The organism is Ensifer sp. 22521 (assembly GCF_052044795.1).
Taxonomy (GTDB): Bacteria; Pseudomonadota; Alphaproteobacteria; order Rhizobiales; family Rhizobiaceae; genus Ensifer.
Genome location: NZ_JBQENM010000037.1, coordinates 38436 through 53339, shown reverse-complemented (window position 1 = coordinate 53339; position 14904 = coordinate 38436). Strand labels below are relative to the sequence as shown.

14 protein-coding genes are annotated in these 14904 nt (G+C 59.5%); 4 read left to right on the top strand and 10 right to left on the bottom strand.

What is annotated here, in order from left to right; all coding sequences use genetic code 11:
* The first annotated feature begins 168 nt into the window (after positions 1-168).
* Together ACTJKE_RS33395 and ACTJKE_RS33390 are read left to right on the top strand one after the other, a co-directional pair.
* Positions 169-519 carry a hypothetical protein gene (locus ACTJKE_RS33395; protein WP_058328599.1) on the top strand — a complete coding sequence of 117 codons (351 nt, stop codon included), beginning with the start codon at positions 169-171 and terminating at the stop codon, positions 517-519.
* 803 nt (positions 520-1322) lie between these two features.
* Positions 1323-2171, top strand: coding sequence for a PhzF family phenazine biosynthesis protein (locus tag ACTJKE_RS33390; protein ID WP_197423500.1), 849 nt, complete (start codon positions 1323-1325; stop codon positions 2169-2171).
* A gap of 16 nt (positions 2172-2187) precedes the next feature.
* Here ACTJKE_RS33390 and ACTJKE_RS33385 read toward each other — a convergent pair whose 3' ends face one another.
* The 7 genes from ACTJKE_RS33385 to ACTJKE_RS33355 all read right to left on the bottom strand — a co-directional run bounded on the left by ACTJKE_RS33385 (position 2188) and on the right by ACTJKE_RS33355 (position 9344).
* A complete protein-coding gene (locus ACTJKE_RS33385; RefSeq protein ID WP_440661592.1) occupies positions 2188-2730 on the bottom strand; it encodes an isochorismatase family protein in 543 nt (180 codons plus the stop codon).
* Between the two features lie 551 nt (positions 2731-3281).
* Complete coding sequence (locus ACTJKE_RS33380) at positions 3282-3683, bottom strand: DUF2721 domain-containing protein (protein ID WP_245296195.1); 402 nt, start codon at positions 3681-3683, stop codon at positions 3282-3284.
* 85 nt (positions 3684-3768) lie between these two features.
* On the bottom strand, positions 3769-4428 hold the full coding sequence (locus ACTJKE_RS33375; protein ID WP_440693666.1) for a hypothetical protein: 660 nt from the start codon (positions 4426-4428) through the stop codon (positions 3769-3771).
* A complete protein-coding gene (locus ACTJKE_RS33370; protein ID WP_156414656.1) occupies positions 4425-4586 on the bottom strand; it encodes a hypothetical protein in 162 nt (53 codons plus the stop codon). The genes ACTJKE_RS33375 and ACTJKE_RS33370 overlap by 4 nt, the downstream gene beginning before the upstream one ends.
* A 559-nt stretch (positions 4587-5145) precedes the next feature.
* Entirely contained in the window at positions 5146-5925 is a 780-nt protein-coding gene (locus tag ACTJKE_RS33365; RefSeq protein WP_058328594.1) for an ATP-binding cassette domain-containing protein, read from the bottom strand.
* The gene (locus ACTJKE_RS33360) at positions 5915-8173 is read right to left on the bottom strand and encodes an ABC transporter permease (RefSeq protein WP_440693664.1); all 2259 of its coding nucleotides are present in this window, start codon (positions 8171-8173) and stop codon (positions 5915-5917) included. The genes ACTJKE_RS33365 and ACTJKE_RS33360 overlap by 11 nt, the downstream gene beginning before the upstream one ends.
* Positions 8174-8258: 85 nt before the next feature.
* Entirely contained in the window at positions 8259-9344 is a 1086-nt protein-coding gene (locus ACTJKE_RS33355; protein WP_113513412.1) for a substrate-binding domain-containing protein, read from the bottom strand.
* Positions 9345-9629: 285 nt separating this feature from the next.
* On the opposite strand from ACTJKE_RS33355, the gene ACTJKE_RS33350 reads away from it, so the two are divergent.
* Together ACTJKE_RS33350 and ACTJKE_RS33345 are read left to right on the top strand one after the other, a co-directional pair.
* Positions 9630-9890, top strand: a complete 261-nt coding sequence (locus ACTJKE_RS33350) for an EamA family transporter (RefSeq protein ID WP_440639154.1) — start codon at positions 9630-9632, stop codon at positions 9888-9890.
* Positions 9891-10019: 129 nt separating this feature from the next.
* Positions 10020-10631, top strand: a complete 612-nt coding sequence (locus ACTJKE_RS33345; protein ID WP_440693662.1) for a hypothetical protein — start codon at positions 10020-10022, stop codon at positions 10629-10631.
* Between the two features lie 54 nt (positions 10632-10685).
* Here ACTJKE_RS33345 and ACTJKE_RS33340 read toward each other — a convergent pair whose 3' ends face one another.
* The 3 genes from ACTJKE_RS33340 to ACTJKE_RS33330 all read right to left on the bottom strand — a co-directional run bounded on the left by ACTJKE_RS33340 (position 10686) and on the right by ACTJKE_RS33330 (position 14576).
* The gene (locus tag ACTJKE_RS33340; RefSeq protein WP_058328593.1) at positions 10686-11045 is read right to left on the bottom strand and encodes a helix-turn-helix domain-containing protein; all 360 of its coding nucleotides are present in this window, start codon (positions 11043-11045) and stop codon (positions 10686-10688) included.
* Positions 11042-11917, bottom strand: coding sequence for a S1C family serine protease (locus ACTJKE_RS33335; RefSeq protein ID WP_440693660.1), 876 nt, complete (start codon positions 11915-11917; stop codon positions 11042-11044). The genes ACTJKE_RS33340 and ACTJKE_RS33335 overlap by 4 nt, the downstream gene beginning before the upstream one ends.
* A gap of 952 nt (positions 11918-12869) precedes the next feature.
* Positions 12870-14576, bottom strand: a complete 1707-nt coding sequence (locus ACTJKE_RS33330) for an adenylate/guanylate cyclase domain-containing protein (RefSeq protein WP_440693658.1) — start codon at positions 14574-14576, stop codon at positions 12870-12872.
* Positions 14577-14904 lie beyond the last annotated feature (328 nt).

Below are 14904 nucleotides of genomic sequence, written 5' to 3'. Positions count from 1 at the left end.
TATCGTGGCCGTCGATCCTACCAGCGGCCGGCAAGTTCAGACGACTTCCCCTAAGGACAATATCGCTCGGTGGAGTTTCGCGTAATCTCAGCTGCGACGAGTTGCTTGAGCAGCCGCGCTTGGTTGCCGCTCCGGTCACCAGCGCAAAACCTAGGAAGGAGCATGACAATGAACCGTATTGCGACTTTTTCTATGATTGCCAGCCTCTCCGCCCTGAGCTTCGTTGGAATCGTGCACGGTCAAGGTGCCGCAATGGACTGGCCCAAAGAGATTGAGCAAACTGTGCGCAGCTACAGCGGCGACAAGATCAATGTCGTCGATGTAAGCACACTTGCGGAGCAGAACCAAACGCGCATGTGGGTCGAGCATGCCACGCCGGAACAACGTGCGGCGCTGCTCGAGGCGGTCAAAGCGAACAAGTCCTTGGCTGAAAAGCTGAAGGCGCAGAACGTCGAGATGGACAACATTGGCGGCGCTGAACAGGCGACTGACGGCGGGCTGACGATCTACGTTCGCTAACCCTCCCCGGGGTCAGTAAAGCGGGGTGCGGAACACCGATGGTACTCGCGCCGCACCCCGCTCCATCCGCGGCGGGCATAATTGCAATTATAGGACGCCCCTCACGCTAAATATGCCTTCCCCGTCGACTCCCGCAAGCTCGCCGACTATGGGGCCGGCTGCCTCAGGCGTAACGTCGAGCACCATCTCGTCTCCCACGGTTGGCGACATTCGCTCTTCCTTGAATCGCCGACATAGCTTCATAAATGGCGACTATCCAGGAAATGGCGGACCTTGCGTACGACCGAGGCCTGGTTCAGAAGGACCCCATTCCAGTCGATACATTATTCGATTTTGGAAGCCCAAAACGTGGACATCACGGCAACAAGCCGTAGCGGGCTCGTGGGAGCACGGTTCTGTCCGCCCCTAAGTCGACGTCCACGCTGTGAACGGCAGGTTTGCGCACCCATGTCGGTCGTAGAGTTCGTCATCGCGCGCGCCCGAAAACGGACATAGCTCCGCGGCGGCGTCATGTCTCCTGCGCGCCAATAGTGGTCGCCGAGGCAAGTCCTACAATCCTACAGCCGAGACAATCTGCCAAAAGACGTGTTTGGTATGTTTCACGCGTAGTGGTTGGCGTTCGCGTCGAGCTTGACACGGGCCACGTACAGGGCAATTTCATGACTACCATAATGGCACCTCAATCTGGCCTGCTCTCCAGATTACTCGAGCTTTGGTATAGGGACAAATGCTGCCCCAAACCGGGCGGTGAACCAATTTGCACCGAAACGCTGCAGCGCGCACATTGAGTCAGGACATCAACAATGAGACACGGAATCACAAAATTTTCATTCCAGCAGGTTGATGTCTTTTCCTCCAAAGTTTTGCTAGGCAATCCGCTGGCGGTTGTCATTGGAGCAGATTCTTTAACCGCATCTGAGATGGCTGCTTTCGCGCGCTGGACGAACCTTAGCGAAACGACTTTCCTTCTACAGCCGAACTCGGCAGATGCCGACTACCGCGTTCGCATCTTTACACCTGTTGCTGAGTTGCCCTTCGCGGGCCACCCCACTTTGGGGAGCTGCCACACATGGCTGTCTTCTGGTGGAAAGCCAAAGAGTGGCGAGATTGTCCAGGAGTGCGAGGTGGGACTAGTCCGCGTTCGGCGCAACAATGGACGACTTTCTTTCGAAGCCCCCGAACTGCGCCGAACAGGCCCTGTGGAACTCGACACACTGAAGCTAGTCCTCAAAGGCTTGCGGTTGACATCCGATGACATCGTCGACGCCAACTGGGTGGACAATGGCCCTGGCTGGCTCGCTGTCCAACTGCGCTCCAGAGCTGACGTCCTCGCGCTTCGTCCGGATTTCGCCATCCTGTCCGGATTACGGGTCGGTGTCGTTGCCCCCTGGGATCCAACAAAGGATGGGCGGGAAGCGGATTTCGAAGTGCGTGCCTTTACCGCGGCCGGTTTTGAAGACCCGGTAACCGGCAGCTTAAATGCAGGCATTGCTCAATGGTTGATTGGTAACGGCGTCGCTTCCTCATCATACATTGCCAGCCAAGGTACCGTCCTTGGACGGGAAGGACGTGTTCATGTGGAGCTGGTCGAAGATCGGATTTGGGTCGGTGGCGACGTTACAACTTGCATCGAGGGCGTCGCAGCCTTTTAAAGTGCTGGTTATAAGACTAGCTGGCCGCCACGATCGCATCGCTATCGATGATTTCCGCAAAGTCGGATTTGAGATGGGCTATCGTTACATCGAAAATCGCACGCGCGGATAGCTGCTCGTCCGGCATATCAAAGCCCATGACGGCATCACGGATGACGATCATCCTAAAGCCGAGGTCCGATCCAACTCGAACTGTGGTATTGACGCAAAAACCTGCAACTGCGCCCGTCACGACGAGGGTGCCGATGCCATTGTCGCGGAGATATTTTTCCATCCCGGTGGAAGCAAATGGCGAAGAAGTCGTCTTGACGAAAATCGGTTCGGCGTCGAGCGCTTCTGCGCAAGGCATCACCTGTTGAGCGGGTGAACCAAGGTGCATCGGGGATGTTGGATCAGGGTCGCTGTGGCGAACGTGGATCACCCTTTGTCCAGCCCTGCGGAATTCAGCAGCTAAGGCGGCGATCTTGGCCGGAGCATCACCGTGGACGTGATCGCGCCCTGCATCGAGACGATGCTGCATCAGCATCTGCATGTCGATAATTACAAGCGCTTGTTCCATTTTCCAATCCTCGCAGCCCCCGTGAGGCGACGAAAGGGGCCTACCATGGGCCAATCATGTCCGCAAAGGGCCAATCCCAGACCTCGATGGCAAGAGCTTAGATGTCCGCTTTCCGAGTTTGGGGTGTCCCAGCAGCGGAAGGTCGGCCATCGGCCCCAATTGAGACGCTCGGGTCGCACAGGCCAAGTATCCGCTCCTGACGCTTTCTGGGCATTCAGATCATGGGCAGCAACTCGAACTCTCCAACCGCCTGAGACGGACGGGAAGTCGGCAAAATGCCGCTCGGTTCGGATGTGTCCTATCCCTCGCCTTGAGTAGAATCGAACCCGCGGCCAGTCTTGTCGAGAGGCATGCGACTCCGTCCTTACCACTTTCAACACGAGGCGGCGGGCGCACCCGGGGATAAGCTCCCCAACATGCTTGCCGCCAGCGCTGGCCGGATACCGCGCATTGAGAAAGACGGGGTTTGTCTTCGACCTCATCCAGCAGGGCCCGATCATAGGGGGTCCTTCCACTTCTAAGCGGCGCGAGCGTCTTGAGCTGTTCGGCGATCATCGCAACTGACGGTCGTCGTGTTCACCTTGCGACAGCCGGATGTCCTGTAGGAATCGGAAGAGCGACCCCGCCAAGAAGCAAAGTGCCGCAACGAATAGTACGGCGGCGCCCGGTTCGTGACGATATCCCAAAAAGGCTACGACGAAGCCGAAGAGGAGCAGAAGCGTCACGCCGCTTCCGGCTAGAACTGCCAGGTACAATGCGCTGATTAAGAGGCGTTCACGCCGCCTCAGTTCCCCGATTTCCTTCTTCAGCGGGGCTCGGGCGACGTCACCGTCGTCGATCTCGCGGAGGTTTCTGATCCGCTCGGTTACGCCGGAAATCCGATTGACCAGGACCGCCACCATCGCCGCCACGCCATTTAGCATGAACGCCGGCGCGACCGCGTGATTGATCATCGTTGAAAGCTGATCGGGTTCGACTGACATACGGGCACCTTCGATCGGTACGGCACGAATGGACGACCGCGGCGCCGTGGTGGCGCTACGGAATGACATTGACTGCACGCGCAGCCACGAGCACGAGTGTCAGCAGTGAAATGGCACTTTCGAGCATCATCAGCCCCTTCGCACGCCGGGTGAGTGGCAGCACGTCGGTAGGACTGAAAGCGGTCGCCGTATTGAACGCCAACGACAGGTAATCGACGTAGAGCGGCCGCCAGTCTGGCGGCGCTAGTTCGGGAGCCGACGCCTGGGGAAACAGCCAGTCGGGTCTTCCCGCCATCCCACGCGCGATGCGCGACGGGCCACCCGCGTCGATCTGCCAGTAGAGTAGCGAGAAGGTGAGAACGTTGGTGACCCAAATGGTAAATGACGACGTCAAGAGCGAAACTGAGCGCGTCTCGGGAGGGTGCACGGTGATGATCCCGACCATATCTCCGAGTTCCGCCGCCGTATTCGCTGCGTAGACGCTGGCAAGCAGCATGACGGCGACGTGCTCGATCCGTAGCCACACAGCGTTGCCGGTCGATAGCGTTACTAGGACCATTGGAATGATAGCTGCTACCAGAACCACGTCCGATATCCATCGCGGCATGGCATAGACGTGATGCGGCAGCACCTCCAAGAAGACGAATACCGCAAGGATCGCCACCACCGGAGGCCAGCGTGGTTCGTCACGGCCTGCTTGGATGACATCGCTCATCGCTGCGCCGTCTGCGGACCTTGGGACATGCTGTCGTCACCCATGATGAAGAGAATGTTGGGTTTCCGGGTCTCCTGCGCGTGCATTGTAGCGGTACTCGCCAGCAGGCTGCCGGCGACGGCAGCCGCCTCTGTGAAGATCTTTGCAGTTCGTCTCATTTCTGATGCCTCCTTCAAGGGCCTCCGCGTGGATGGCCACGTTGGTTGAAAGACGTATCCAGGCAAAAAGAGAGACAATTCGGAGAGCTCCAAGTTGTGACGCAGCAAAATGGACAGAACATGGCGCTTCGTGGCGCGCATATTTGCCTCTCGACTTGCCGAACGAGGGCACTCCTACCTTCCATATGTATTCTACACTGTACTAGCGGGCGCAGATATTGCCCTTTAGGGAATCAGCATGGAAGCAATTCTCCTAGCGCGGCTCCACACGACGCATTAACTGCGGTACTGAGATTGGAGTGTGCACTTCAGGGTGCTGCCCAGATTTCGATGCGAACAAAATGTCCGAAGCCAACCGCGAATCTATCGCCTTGAACCGATCTGAACCACCGACCTCATAACTGGCAACGCATCTATTTTTGGCGGGATCCCGCCATATGAACGGGTTCGAAGCGATTACCCGCTGAGTGATAGGCTACCCGACGCGGTCTTCGCGAAATGTAATTGCCGATTTTGTGATGCCGGCTGCACCGCCGGAACTAGTATCCCGCGTCCCCGGTCAACGCGCTGCCTGTTCCGCCGTAAGTGCCCGTTCGCGGGTGCCGGAAACAATGATCTCCAGAATCTCGTGTTCGTCAGTGTGCTTGATATAGCGGTCGCCGACATACTGGCCGCGCTTCAGCACCATCACGCGATCGCCGACGGCAAAGATATCGACCAGCCGATGAGAGATGATAATCTGGGCTACACCCTGTCTCTTCAATTCCAGCATCGTTTCAAGCAGGCGGTCGGTCGCCATCACCGAAAGATTGGCGGTCGGCTCATCGAGGATTACGACCTGCGGCTCGAACGAGATGGCGCGGGCGATCGCTACGGATTGCTGGCGGCCACCCGACAAGCTTTCGACCTTCTGATAGACGGAGTTGACGTCGACCTTGAGCCGTTTCAGGACCTTGTCGGCCTCCGCATACATCTTCCGCCGATTGACGAACAGGCCTGTGAGCGGCCAGCGACCCAGAAAAATGTTCTGCCCGACGTCCAAGTTCCCGCACAGCGCGAAGTCCTGGTAGATCATCTCGATACCGACGTCTCGGCTCTCATGCGGACTCTTGAAATGCACCGGCTGTCCGGCGACGAAAATCTCGCCAGCGTCGCGCTGATATGCACCGGTCAGGATTTTCATTAGCGTCGATTTGCCGGCGGAATTGTCGCCGACGAGACCGAGGATCTCGCCGGGATAAAGCACCAGGTCGACCGAGCGTAGCGCCTGGACGGCACCGAATGCCTTTTCGATGCCCCGCATTTCCACGATCGGTGTGCCCTGGGGTTCAGCGGGCATGGGTGGCCTCCGATGCTTGTCCGCGTCGCGCCAAATAGGACCGCATGCGTCCGAAGATATTGGCCTGGCGCACCCAAATGTCGACGAGCACTGCCACGATAAGGATGACGCCGATGAAGACATTGATCCAGTGCTGCGGCATAGTGAACCCCTGGACATTCAATTGCAGCAGCGCCCGTACGAGCGTGATCGCTGCGGCGCCGGCAAGCGAACCGATGATGGTGCCGTAACCGCCGAAAATCGATCCGCCGCCGATGATAACCGAGGCGATGGCGTCCAGTTCGCGGAACTGCCCGGCGACGGGGTTGAAACTGCGGAAGTAGGCGACGTTGATGATCCCAGCCATGGAGGCGCAGAGCGCCGACAACAGGAGCGCGAGGAAGCGCACGCGGTGGGTGTTGATTCCCGCGTAAGCCGCGGCACGCAGATTGCCGCCGGTAGACAGGACCTTTAGCCCGAACGGCGTGTAAGCGAGCACGAGGCCAGCCATCAGGGCAACAAAGAACATCCAGATCGTCTGCACGCTGACGACTTCTGCGACGGTCCGAAGAAAGCCAGGCGGCAGCGACAAGCCGAAATGCAGGAGGACGTCGTTCGCCTTGCGGCCGAGCAGGTTGTAGCTTTCGGGCCAGCCCGTCAGTTGTTGGCCGGCGACGAACCAGGCGGCAAGGCCGCGGGCGATGTAGAACATACCCAGCGTAGCGATGAAGGCCGGCAGCTTGAAACCGACAGTGACGGTGGCGTTGACGAGGCCGGCTGCCATACCGACAAGCAGGCCCATCGCCACGGCGGTGATCGGGTCAGCGCCTAACACCTTCAGGAAATAGGCCGCGGTGCTGCCGGAAAGCGCAAGCACAGCGCCGACGGAGAGATCAATATCGCCGGCAGCGATGACATAGGTGAGCCCGACCGTGATGAGGGCAAGTTCTGTGTAGTTGAGCAGGATCGCGAACGTATTGGAGAGGTTCCACCAATAGTCGGGCCTGAGGGCGAGCCCCGTCAGCCACAACAGAACGGTCAGGATAATGGCAAGCGCGTCGCGGCGGGCGAGAAACTTGCCGAACCCGTTAGCCGTCAGCGCCAGGTCGCTCGCCATCGCTCCCTTGGTCTGGACGCCCTCCAGCGCCACGCCGCTCATTTCATAGGCGGGTGGCGGCGGGCGGCCACGCAGCCACGCCCAGAAGCGGCCCGCGACCTGGCGGCGGATGAGGTAGGGCTCTATCAGCACGGCAGTGACGAGAAGGAGGCCAAGGAAAACCAGCACCGCGCCCGCGGGCAAGGTAAACCTGGCATTGACCGCAATATTCTCGCCGTCGATGACGACGATGCGCGTGATCGGCCATCCCTCGCGCAAGACCTTGTCGATCAGCACGACGACCGCGGCCCCCAGGCAAGAGCCTAACACGCGACCGCGACCGCCTAAGATCGACGCGCCGCCAATGACCACGGATGCGATGACGGTGAGTTCCCAGCTGACGCCATAAAGGGGGGTTACGCCCTTATCCTGCGCCGCTGACAGGAGAGCCGCAAGGGTCGCGCAGAGCGACGAGATGAGGTAGGCGCGGATGCGCACCCAGCGCGTGGGAATACCGGCATAGACTGCCGCCTGTTCGTTGCCTCCGGTGGCGAGTGTCTCGTAGCCCCAGCGGGTCTTGCCAAGCACAAAGGCTCCGAACGCGGCAACGGAAGCGAAGACGAGGATCTGGTTGTTGAAGCCGAGGACATTTATTTCGCCCAGGTGGAAGAAGAGCGGAAATTCACCCGCCTTGCCGGAATAATAAATCGCCTGGCCGTGCGTGAGCGCCAGCACGAAACCGCGGCCGATGAAGAGGATCGTCAGCGTCGCGATGAATGCCGGCGCCTTCAGGATGGTCACGAGCACGCCGTTGAGCAGCCCGATCGCCATCCCCAGTAGCAGACAAAGAACGACCGAGGCCGTGATCCCGAGATCGAGAAAGCTCGGTGAAAAAAGCCGGGCGAACACCACCGCGACGATACCGTAGGTGGAACCTACCGACAGATCGAGGTCCTTGTTGACAATGACGAAGGTCATACCCACGGCGATGATCCCCACGCGAGAGGTGTCGCGCAGTAGGGCGTGAAGCGCGCCCGTCGAGGCGAAGAAGGTCGGATTGGCGACCACGCCGCCGACATAGAGCAGCACAAGGAACAGGAGGAGACCGGCCTCCCAGCCGCCGGCGAGCTGCGGAGGCGCGCGGCCGAGCGATGTCATCTCTACAGGCGCCATGGGTTTGTCCGGTTGACCTCTGCACTTGTTCGGGCGGCAGGACCGTTCAGCCCTCCCGCCCGTGTATCAGGCGGCTCGAGCGAAATCAGTTCTCGAAGCGCTTGCCGACATTGGCGACGGTCGCCTTCGTCACCAGTTGGGCCCGCGTGTCGAGATTGGCGGCCGAGATGCCGCGGTCGATCTGCAGGTAGAGCTGCATGACCGGCCAGAAGCCTTGCAGGAACGGCTGTTGTCCCAACGAGCCCGTAAGGTTCCCCGCGGCGATGCCCTCTTGCTGCGCCGGCCCCAGGTCGAAGCCGAAGGCGCAGAACTTGCCGGTCCATCCCATTTGCGCGACTGCCTTGACGAGGGGCGGCGTGAAGACATTGTTTGCAGTGAAGGCCCCGACGACGTCACCACGCGACTCGAAGAGCGACACGAGCGCGTTCACGGGATCGTTCGGGTTCGTGTCGATGCCGACATTCTCCGGCCCGGCGTCCACCTTGAAGTTTTCAAGCTTTCCGGCGTCTTTCAGTGTCTTGACGATGGCATTAAAGGCCGAGGTCACCCGATTGTTCACTTCGATATTGCCCATCGCGGTCGAGGACGGCAGCAGGATCGAGCCGCTGGTCTTGCCGCTGTCGAGCACGCATTTGGCAAGTGCTTCGCCACCGATCGCGGCCGCGGATGCGTCCTGACCGGTATGACTGATGCTGCTGCGGTTGAGCAGCGTCCCGTCAAAGGAGTTCGTCGTGGCGACCGGAATGCCCTTTGCTTCGGCTGCCTTTACGATGTCGTTGTAAGCGCCGATCTGCGGCGTCGTCATGATGATGCCGTCGATCGTCGGATCCTGAACGATCTGATTAAGGATTTCGATCTCGCGGGCCGGATCGTCCACCGGCGACTCCGACCCAAGCAGCAGGATCTTGGCACCGATCATGTTGCCGGCCACCGTGGCGCCAACATAGACGGGATCGAAAAAGCCGTTCCCGGCCGTGTGCGTCACGATACCAAAGGTGAGGTGGCCGTCGGCCGAATGGAAATCCTTGGTGCCGGGCGCCTCTTTTGCGGCGTCCTCGAAACTGTAGCCGCCGACCGCCTTCTCGACACTGCCTGATTGCGCGGATGCATACGAGACGCCAACCGATAGCGCTGCGACCGATGCTGCCGCGTGCAACAAAATACGCCTCATAACTGGTCCTCCCTTGAAAGGGGCAGAAGCCGTTCGGGCGCGCTAGTCGAGAGGGCCGAATGCCTCCTCCCACGACGCTAATTTTCCGCGTAATTCCATCGTAAGTAAATGGTGAACGCGTGGTGCTGGCGAATTTGTTTGCCGGCGTCGTCAGGTTGCTATCCACCGAAGATGAAGGTGGAATGAGAAGAAGCAAAAAAGCGGACTCGGCGGGCATCCGATCACGGAGGAGGAGGCGACGCAGGTTTCCGTCAATCCATTAGGAAACGCTGACCGCTCTGCGAGCTGGCGTACACGTTAATTATGCTCGGTCTTGTCGAGACAAGTGCAAGCGTCACCACCCTGCTTTGGGCATTCGATCCGATCCTCATCCTCAGTCTTGCCTGGCCCTTTCTCGGGGAGCGGATCGACCGTCCGCTCGTCGGTCTCGTCGCTGTTGCGACCTGTGGCGTCTTGCTGGTCAGCGGCTTCGTGAGCGGTTCATCCTTAATAGCGAATCTCGGCTCTGCCTCATTTTGGCGGGCGTGCTGTGCTGTCGTTCAATGACAATCGTATGCAATAGCGACTTCTTATGTTGAGAAAGGCCTCGGAGAAACTCGGCCCATGGGGTGACGATCCTTCTGCATTAATGAGTATGGGAACATATCTAGAAGTATGATTTTATTGCGAAATTTAATGTTTTTCGCAGAATTCACTTGTTATTTCACGACTGAAAAAACTTGCAAAGGCACGGCCATCGCCAAGCCCCATGAAAAACTCGCAGAATCACGGGCCGTCCTCAAAGAGCTGCAGGACGGCGGGCGACGCATATTCAAGTCAGATGAGCTGACCCGCGTCCACCAGGAGCGGCGGCTGCAGAACGGGTTCCTGCGCGATATCATCAAGGGCTGGCTCACGTCGACCTGCCCGCAGGCACAGCAGCAGGACACCACCCCCTGGTACACGAGCTTCTGGGAGTTCTGCAATGACCGGTTTGGCAAGGACTGGTTCCTGTCACCGGAGCAGTCGCTGCTTCTGCACGCGGAAGCGCCCACCATTCCGCCTCAGGTGGTGGTGAACTCCCCCAAAGGACCGAACAACAAAATCGACCTGCCGTTCGGCATTTCGCTCTATGACCTCAAGGTCAAGGAGATGCCAGCCGAACTGATCGCATGTTTAATTTGCTTGTCTCCGGCAACGGCGAGCCCGCTCCGCGTCGATTTCCGACACGCACGACGGATGGCCTACGGCTTCCGCGACACGCACAACAGCGCGCGAATAGGCATCTATGGGATGGTCAGCGGATGACCGTCATCAGAATGACTGTCAATTGGAAGTGTATCGAGCATAATAAAAGCGCCTTCACAGATGAATCACGCCGCGCCGCGCGGCGTGGGCGACCGCATCGGTGCGGCCGGTGGCATCAAGCTTGTCGATGACGCGGCCGACATGAAATTTCGCTGTATCGACAGAGATGCCGAGTTTGCGAGCAATCTCCTTATTCGAAAGGCCTTCTGCGAGAAGCGCCACGACTTCGCGTTCGCGGGAAGTCAGGCCCGCCTCCTCCGTGGCGGCCCGCGCCGTGGAGAGGACCAGCTCGCACATCTCTCCTTCCGGCGCCAGACGCACCCAATCGACTGACGTCAGCAACTCGCTCAACCGCTCCGCAAGCACCGGATCGTCGATGCGCACCGCGATCGTAACAGGGCCAGTGTCACTCATCGGCGGGGTCGGGTCGCGATAGTGACCGCCGCCTCGACATCAGCGCCCGCACGCCTGATCCCCAAGGAGACCGATCTGCCAATCGATTGATGGTCAAGGGTCCGCACGAGCGCATTCACCGAAGGAACGGCCTCACCGTTCCAGTGGACGATGATGTCTCCTTGCAGGACCCCACCAATAGCGCCGGGTCCATTTGGGTCAACACTCATGACCATCGCCCCCTGGCCGCCACCGGTAACGGCGACCTGATGGAGCCCGAGGCCGAGATAGCCACGCGGGACTTCGCCATGCGCCAGGAGGAGAACCGCCGCGCCTTCAACGGTTGCAGAGGGGATGACGAGGGTTCGGCCCCGGGGGCCGCGCACCGCCATTCCAAAGACATTGCCCTCCGCACTGATCGCCAAGCCCCCCTCCGCGCGACGTCGCAATCTCACGTCGAGCTCGATACGTGCATCGATTTTCCCGCCGCGCATCGATCGCCACGCAGGACCAACCGCAATCGCGCTGCCGAATGAAACAAGTGGCGCGCTCTCGGCGGCCGCGGCGACCACGACGAGTGCACCAGGTCGAGGCACCACTTGATCGAGCACAGCCGACGGCGCGTCGGCTCCCTCGACGCGAAGCAGCGCGATGTCAGTCGACGGATCGCGCCCCACCACGCTGGCTGTGTGTTGCGTGCCATCCGAGAATTCGATGAGGATCTGACCTTCGTTGGAAAGAGCTTCATCTGCGGTGATGATGAGCCCTTCGCGCCAGACGAACCCGGTAGCGAGCGAACGGGTTGAGGCAATTTCAACAATGCTCGGCGCCACCGCAGCGGCGGCTTCGACGATCGTGGAAGATAATTGAGCGAGGAAACTAGGTTCAGTCATGGGTGATCTCCTGTAAAGCCTAATGTGTGTCTCTACGGCGGTGATAGCCACTGCCCGGTCAGGTAGGCCGATCACGCTCGGCTTGCCCGCATGCCAACGCCTCGGCGCTCATCACTTGTCGACGTACGCGGCTGGCCCAATATTTCAACGCGATCTGGAAAGTCAGGATAGCGCCCGTGGCGTCGTAGTTGGGGAGCGAGTCTCATACAGGCAGTTTGAATAGATTACCCCGTCGGGGGCATAATTAGCCGGCTGCTCCTTGGCGTAACAGGTATTCGCCGGGGGGTCGTAGCCCCCCCAATTAGCCAGAACCAGCGGCCCAGAAAACTCTCCGGATATCCCCGTTCCTCGCATATCGAGCATCCGGCAGGGGCACGGGTTCCCTCGATTCCGCGCTGCTACCGGTCGGCAAATGCGCAGAAGTCCGGATGGTGGCATCATCGTCAAATCAGCCGTCGCTGTCTTTTTTTGATAGGCCCGATACATTATGCAATCTTCTTGGCCCAAGAGGTGAACGTCACGGCAACAAGCCGTGCAGGGCTCGTGGGAGCACGATTCTGTCCGCCCCTAAGGCGAGTTCCACGCATAAGTTTGCGAACGGCAGCATTGCGCCCCCATTTCGGCCGTTGAAGCAGACCTTGCACCTGCCGGAAAGCAGATTTTGTCTAGTTTCAAGGTAACGGCGCCGCCGATAGCGGAAGTAAGCGTCGTCGCCTTCATGTCTCGGCGAAGCTGCTTAAATGTTTCGCAAAGCATCCTGTTTTCATTCTGGGCTACGGGCTCATCGCCACCATGATGCGTCCAGCGGAAAATTCATGCGAGACTCGGTCTGGTTGACGCGTTTTGTGGAGGGTCTGAAGTAGCTTGGCACTGCGATCCAGACCGCCGTTCTCGCGCAGCGCATATCCGTTGATCAAGTCCTCGAACGCGTCGGGATTGTCCCCACCAGCTGTCACATCTCCGGCAGGCCAGCCTTTCGGAAGCCGTCGACAAAGTGGTCTCGTACAGATGCATCGCGCAGCGGCTGGGAGCTGAGCCAATGGCCGATCGTGAAATGAGGGTGGGCGATCAGGAACAATTCTGCTTCTCGCCGCGCCTCCTCACGGTGGCCCAACTGCGCAAGCGAAGCAGCCAGGAATTTGCGTGAGTTGGTACGATACGTGTCCTTCCTGCGGAGTGTAGCGGTTGCCGCCCCATAGTCACGCGCGGCGTATTGCGCCTGCCCAAGATGACAAAGATACCAGCAGGTTGGATAGGGATTGAGCCGCAGAGCTTTTTCGATCTGCGCTAGTCCGTCGGCAACCCTGCCGTCCAGCACGGACATGTCCGACATGGCGGCCCAGGTGTCGGCGTGGTTGGGGTCCAGCTCCAGGGCCTTGGCGAAGGCGGCCTCCGATTCCTCCCATCGCCGCTCATAAGCCAAAATGGTTCCCAGAACGTAACGGCAGCCGGCATCGTTGGGATCTAGGTCGACCGCCTTCTGCGCGAACGTCGCTGCCATCCGACGGTTAGGATCTTCGGGCTCGCCGAAATGAGTCCAGGCAAGCCAACGGTTATAGGCGAGCAGACTGAGCGCCTCGGCATATGATGGCTCGAGCTTAACCGCGCGTTGAAGCAGCATATAGGCCTCACGCTCAGTTTGCGGCGACTCTTCCGTCAGGAGGCGGGCGCGCACACACAGATCGTACGCCTCAAAGTTCTTCGGCCGATTGCGCTGCGTCGGGATGGTCAGCCGGCCGACGAGGGCTTCAACAATCTTGGCGTTAACTTCATCCTGTAATTCGAAAACATCTTCCACCGTCCTGTCAAACCGGTCGGCCCACAAGTGCTGGCCGCCAAGCGCGTCGATCAATTGGGCATTGATGCGGACACGGCCCATTGCGCGTCTGGCGCTCCCCTCAAGGACGTAGCGGACGCCGAGCTCCTGGGCGACCAGCCTTACGTCGACCGGCTTGCCCTTGTAGCCGTACACGGAATTGCGCGCGATGACGAACAGGCCAGCCGTACGGGAAAGGTCGGTGATCAGGTCTTCGGTCAAGCCGTCGACGAAAGGCGCGTCCGCTTCATCCCCACTCATATTCGTGAACGGCAATACAGCGATCGAGGGACATTCGGGCAGCGGCAATATGCTCTGCAGCGCATCCGGCCAATGCCACACGTGGACCGGGCGAGTCAGGTTCTTTAGGTAGCGTTCGCCTGCATCAAAGAACCGGTCGCCGATCTTGCCGACGATCTCGCCGTGAACTTTGGCTGAAATGCAGATACCTCCCGGTGCGGCCTGCGTCTCGAGGCGCGCCGCGACATTGACGCCGTCGCCGAGGACGTCTGAACCGTCGTCAATGACATCTCCCAGATTGACGCCTACACGCAAAAGCAGGCGCCGGTCTCCGGAAGCCTCAACAGCAGTGGTGGCCCGTTGCATTTCCAACGCTGCTGTGACCGCGTCCACCGCGCTAACGAATTCGATTAAGAATCCGTCGCCCATGACCTTGAAGATGCGACCGTTGTGGCGCATCACAGCCGGCTCGATAACGCCAGAACGGAGTTCCCTGAGGTTCGCCAGCGTTGCGACTTCATCAGCCTCCATCAGGCGTGAATATCCCACCACATCGGCAACGACGATGGCGGCAAGGCGACGCTGAAGAGACTGATCCGTCATGTGAGGACAAGCCTAACGACCGAGTTCGCAAGTTATTGTTCAGCGGCGGGTGAGTCAACAAATGGTCAGAGTAATGTCCAGGCGATCGCCACCTCCATCGAGCCGTCATCCTTCTTTGTGACCGACGGCGTCGAAGTGGACGACACGGAAATGAGTATCCACGAAAAGCGGATGGTTCTTGAACGCGTGGTGATGGGCGGCGAGCGGGGGCTTTCGGCGGACTGGCCGCATCTGGAGAGCTGGCCAGAAATGCCGACTTAGCGACGCGATCGACAGCAAGCTTCGCCGTTGTATCTGGTCAAGATAAACACAGGCGACCTGGAAACTG